4 protein-coding genes are annotated in these 3,747 nt (G+C 69.9%); 2 read left to right on the forward strand and 2 right to left on the reverse strand.

Going from position 1 to position 3,747, the window contains the following annotated elements; genetic code table 11:
• The first annotated feature begins 475 nt into the window (after positions 1-475).
• Positions 476-1,753 carry an ABC transporter substrate-binding protein gene (locus AC5LUJ_RS22940; RefSeq protein ID WP_250281361.1) on the forward strand — a complete coding sequence of 426 codons (1,278 nt, stop codon included), beginning with the start codon at positions 476-478 and terminating at the stop codon, positions 1,751-1,753.
• Here AC5LUJ_RS22940 and hypB read toward each other — a convergent pair.
• Together hypB and AC5LUJ_RS22950 are read right to left on the reverse strand one after the other, a co-directional pair.
• A complete protein-coding gene (gene hypB, locus AC5LUJ_RS22945) occupies positions 1,746-2,633 on the reverse strand; it encodes a hydrogenase nickel incorporation protein HypB (RefSeq protein WP_250291370.1) in 888 nt (295 codons plus the stop codon). The two genes, AC5LUJ_RS22940 and hypB, sit on opposite strands and share 8 nt — an antisense overlap.
• 104 nt (positions 2,634-2,737) lie before the next feature.
• A complete protein-coding gene (locus AC5LUJ_RS22950; RefSeq protein WP_250281359.1) occupies positions 2,738-3,091 on the reverse strand; it encodes a hydrogenase maturation nickel metallochaperone HypA in 354 nt (117 codons plus the stop codon).
• 200 nt (positions 3,092-3,291) lie between these two features.
• Here AC5LUJ_RS22950 and AC5LUJ_RS22955 point away from each other — a divergent pair.
• Positions 3,292-3,747: hydrogenase maturation protease (locus AC5LUJ_RS22955; RefSeq protein WP_493465742.1), on the forward strand; the 456-nt coding region annotated here is incomplete at its 3' end.

Raw genomic sequence — 3,747 nt, forward strand, 5'->3', positions numbered from 1 at the left:
GAATTCGAGTCGGATTGAAACTTCACCTTGTTGCGGTCGAGCAGGTCGAATATGTCTTCGCGATCTACAAATCCGAGTCGGATTGAAACGACAGCTCCTTGTCGGTGAAGGCGTTCTGGGAGAGTCCCCGCGATCTACAAATTCGGGTCGGATTGAAACGTCAGGCGGCACGTCCACCGATAACGGGTCTGGGCTCTGCGGTCTACAAATCCGAGTCGGGCTGAAACTGGCTGGCCGGGACGGCGCTCCACCGGGGCGGGTTTTCTTGGGGGGTTGGTGGACGGTCCGGTGGCGGGCGCTCGCGGATGTGGTAAAGGTGGGGCGGGTAATGGGTTGCACGTGACATGTTTCACATGCTGGGTGTGGTCTATTCGGTGCCGCTCGGATTCTTTTCTTGTACGGTTTTCTACCGGAGCACTCTTTGTGTCCAGATATGACCTGTAGGTGTCCGGTGGCGGCAAGGGAGCTCGTTGCGATGTTCTTGATCGGGAGGCGGTCGTTACTGTCGTTCGCCGTGCTGGCTGCGGCGCTGAGCAGCCTGACCGGGCTGTTCGCCTGCGCTACCCCGAGGAGCCAGTCCGGCCGTGCGGGGCCGGGCCCCTGCTCGTCACCGGGTGTTGCCGGCGATGAGGTCAAGATCGGCCTGTTGTTCGACGACAGTGGGCCGACGTCAGCCGCCTACCGGACGTTCCGGGCCGGTGTCGAGGCCCGCCTCGGGGTGACCAACGCCGCGGGCGGCGTCCACGGCAGGAAGATCGTGTATGTCTGGCGGGACGACGCCGGCTCCCCCAACGGGAACCGTGCCGGTGCTCGCGAGCTCGTTCAGGACGAAAAGGTCTTCGGCCTTCTGGAAACAGCGGGGGTGGTGGTCGGCTCCGCGCAGTATCTCGACGACCTCGAGGTCCCGGTCGTCGGGCTGGCCGGCGATGTCACCTGGAACGACCACGACAACATGTTCTCCTGGCACTACTATTCGGCCACGCGGGGATCCTCCAGCGTCTGGGGGGATTTCGTCCGTAGCCAGGGCGGCACCCGCGCCCTGATAGTGAACACCGAGCTGAGCGACGCGACGGAAATCTTCTATGAGAAGCTCAGGTCAAGCCTGCTGACGGCCGGCGTCCACGTCGAGGCGAGCTTCACCGTGACCGCCAAGACGACCAGTTTCGAGGCGCTGGCCGCGCAGATGAAGGCCGCGCGCCTGAACACCCTGGCCGGCATCGTCACCCCGGACATCCTCGCCCAGATCCTGCCGGCGGTCCGCGACGCCGGCGTCAACCTCAAAACGGTGATCGCTCCGTTCGGCTACGACCCGGCGTTGCTCAAACAGCTCGGCCCGACCCTCGCCGGCACCGTCATCTACATCAACTTCGTCCCGTTCGAGGTGAACAGCCCCGCGCACCAGCGGATGATCGACGCGATGACGCGGTACGCCCCGCAGGTGCAGTCACCCGCCCAGGACAGCGCGGTCTTCGGCTGGCTGTCAGCCGACATGTTCCTGCGCGGGCTGGAGGCGGCCGGTCCCTGCCCGACCCGCCTGGAATTCATCCAGGGGCTGCACGGCGTGCACAACTACAACGGCGACGGCCTGCTGCCCGCCCCGATCGACCTCGCGACGAACCGCGGCAAGGCCGCCAACTGCTACGACTTCGTCCGCGTCAGTGACGACGGCGGCCGCTTCCTGCCGCTGGACCCCGTGGCGCGCTGCGGCACCCCCATCAACGACATCCCCATCAACAACATCCCCGTCAGCTGACATCCTCCCGCCACACCCGTGGCCCGGTGCCGGGCCGGTCCGCCGGACGGCCGGCGCCGGGCCGCGGGGGATGCGGCGCGCGCAGCCAGTCGCACCACGCGCCGAGGCCGGCGCCGGTACGGGCGCTGATCTCCAGGGTGGCCACACCGGGGCTGACGTCGGCCAGGTTGCGGCGGAAGAGCTCGAGGTCGACGTCCAGATGAGGCAGCAGGTCCACCTTGTTGATCAGGACGAGGTCGGCGGACCGGAACATGATCGGGTATTTCAGCGGCTTCTCCTCGCCCTCGGTGACCGAGAAGATCATCGCGCGCCGGTGCTCGCCGACGTCGAACTCGGCCGGGCAGACCAGGTTGCCGACGTTCTCGATGACGACGAGGTCGAGCAGGCCCAGCGGCAGACGCCCGAGCGCCGAACGGACCATGGCGGCGTCCAGGTGACACTCGCCGCCGAAACCCTGGCCGGTGTTGACCAGTGACACCACGGCGCCGAGCCCGGCGAGCCGGTCGGCGTCGATGCTGGTCTCGATGTCACCCTCGACCACCCCGACCCGCAGTGCCGGGCACAGCCGGCGGAGGGTCTCCCGCAGCAGCGTCGTCTTGCCGGCACCCGGCGCGGACATCAGGTTGACGACGTGCGTCCCGGCGGCGTCGAAGTCGCGGCGGTTCGCGGCGGCGAGCCGGTCGTTCTCGCCGAGGATGGCGGCCAGCACCTCGACCCGCCGCGTCCCGGTCTCGTAGCCGGAATGATCTCCTATGCGGCCGTCCCGGCCCGGCTGGTAATCGTGGCCAGGCTGGTGATCGTGACCGTGCGGGTGATCGTGGCTGTGGCCGTGGTGGTCGCCGTGCGTGCCGCCGTCGGCGTGCCAGTGGAACCGGCCCATGACGATCCTTCCCCTCCAGCCCGTTCCGGCCCGCGCCGCCGACTGAGACCGCCGGTCGTGGGACCTGTCGACCGGCGATGTCGATCGAACCAGCCCGTGGCCGGTCACGCCTCCCCGAGCTCCAGGGAAGTGATCAGAAACTCCTCGCCGTGCAGCACCGACACGTCCTGGCCGCCGCACCGCCCGCAGCGCATGACCGGCGCGCTCAGCGTCCAGGAGTGACCGCAGCCGGCGCAGCGGACCCGCGCCGGCACGCTTTCGACCCGCAGCCGCGAGCCGTCCAGCGCGGTGTCCTGGCTGACCAGCGACCAGCAGTGGACGAGGGTGCCCGGCACGATCTGCCGTAGCTGCCCGACCCGTATGTTCACAGCCCGCACCGGACGGTCACCGGCATGCTCGAGGACGATGCCGGCGATGGCGTGGCAGATCGACAGCTCGTGCACGGTGCCCCCCTCCACGGCGGTGTCCGGCCTGACGGACGTGCCCGTCCCAGTGTCGATCGTCCGGACCGCGTCCGCCGGCGGGTCCGGCGGGTCCGGCGGCGCGGTGGGCGTGAGGTCGGCAACTTCGCGATCAACGCGGCGGTCCCGGGGCACGGCGGATGGAAGATCGGCATGGGACGGCTGGACGGGACGGCCGGCACGGATGGAGGCGCCCGGTGACGCAGCTCCCCGCGGGACCCGCCGGCGGCGACGCGTCGGCGCGCTGCGAGCTGCTGCTGGTGGGCTGCGGCAACATCCTGCGCCGGGACGACGGCGTCGGGCCGGTCCTCATCCGGCACCTGTGGGAGCGAGGCGTCCCCGACGGGGTGCGGGTCGTCGACGGCGGCACCGCCGGGATGGACGTGGCATTCCGGATCCGCGAGGCCCGCCGGGTGGTCATCGTCGACGCCGCCCGCACCGGCGCGCGACCGGGCACGATCTACCGTGTACCCGGTCCGGAGCTGGCCGATCTCCCGCCGCTGGCCGGCCTGCACACCCACGCCTTCCGCTGGGACCACGCGCTGGCGCTCGCCACCTGGCTGGACGAGCACGGGCCGGACGGGCACGGGCCGGGCGGGCGCGGGCCGGAGGAGCGCGGGCCGGAGGAATGCCGGCTGGACGGGCGCGGGCCG

Source organism: Protofrankia sp. CiP1_Cm_nod3 (genome assembly GCF_982290655.1).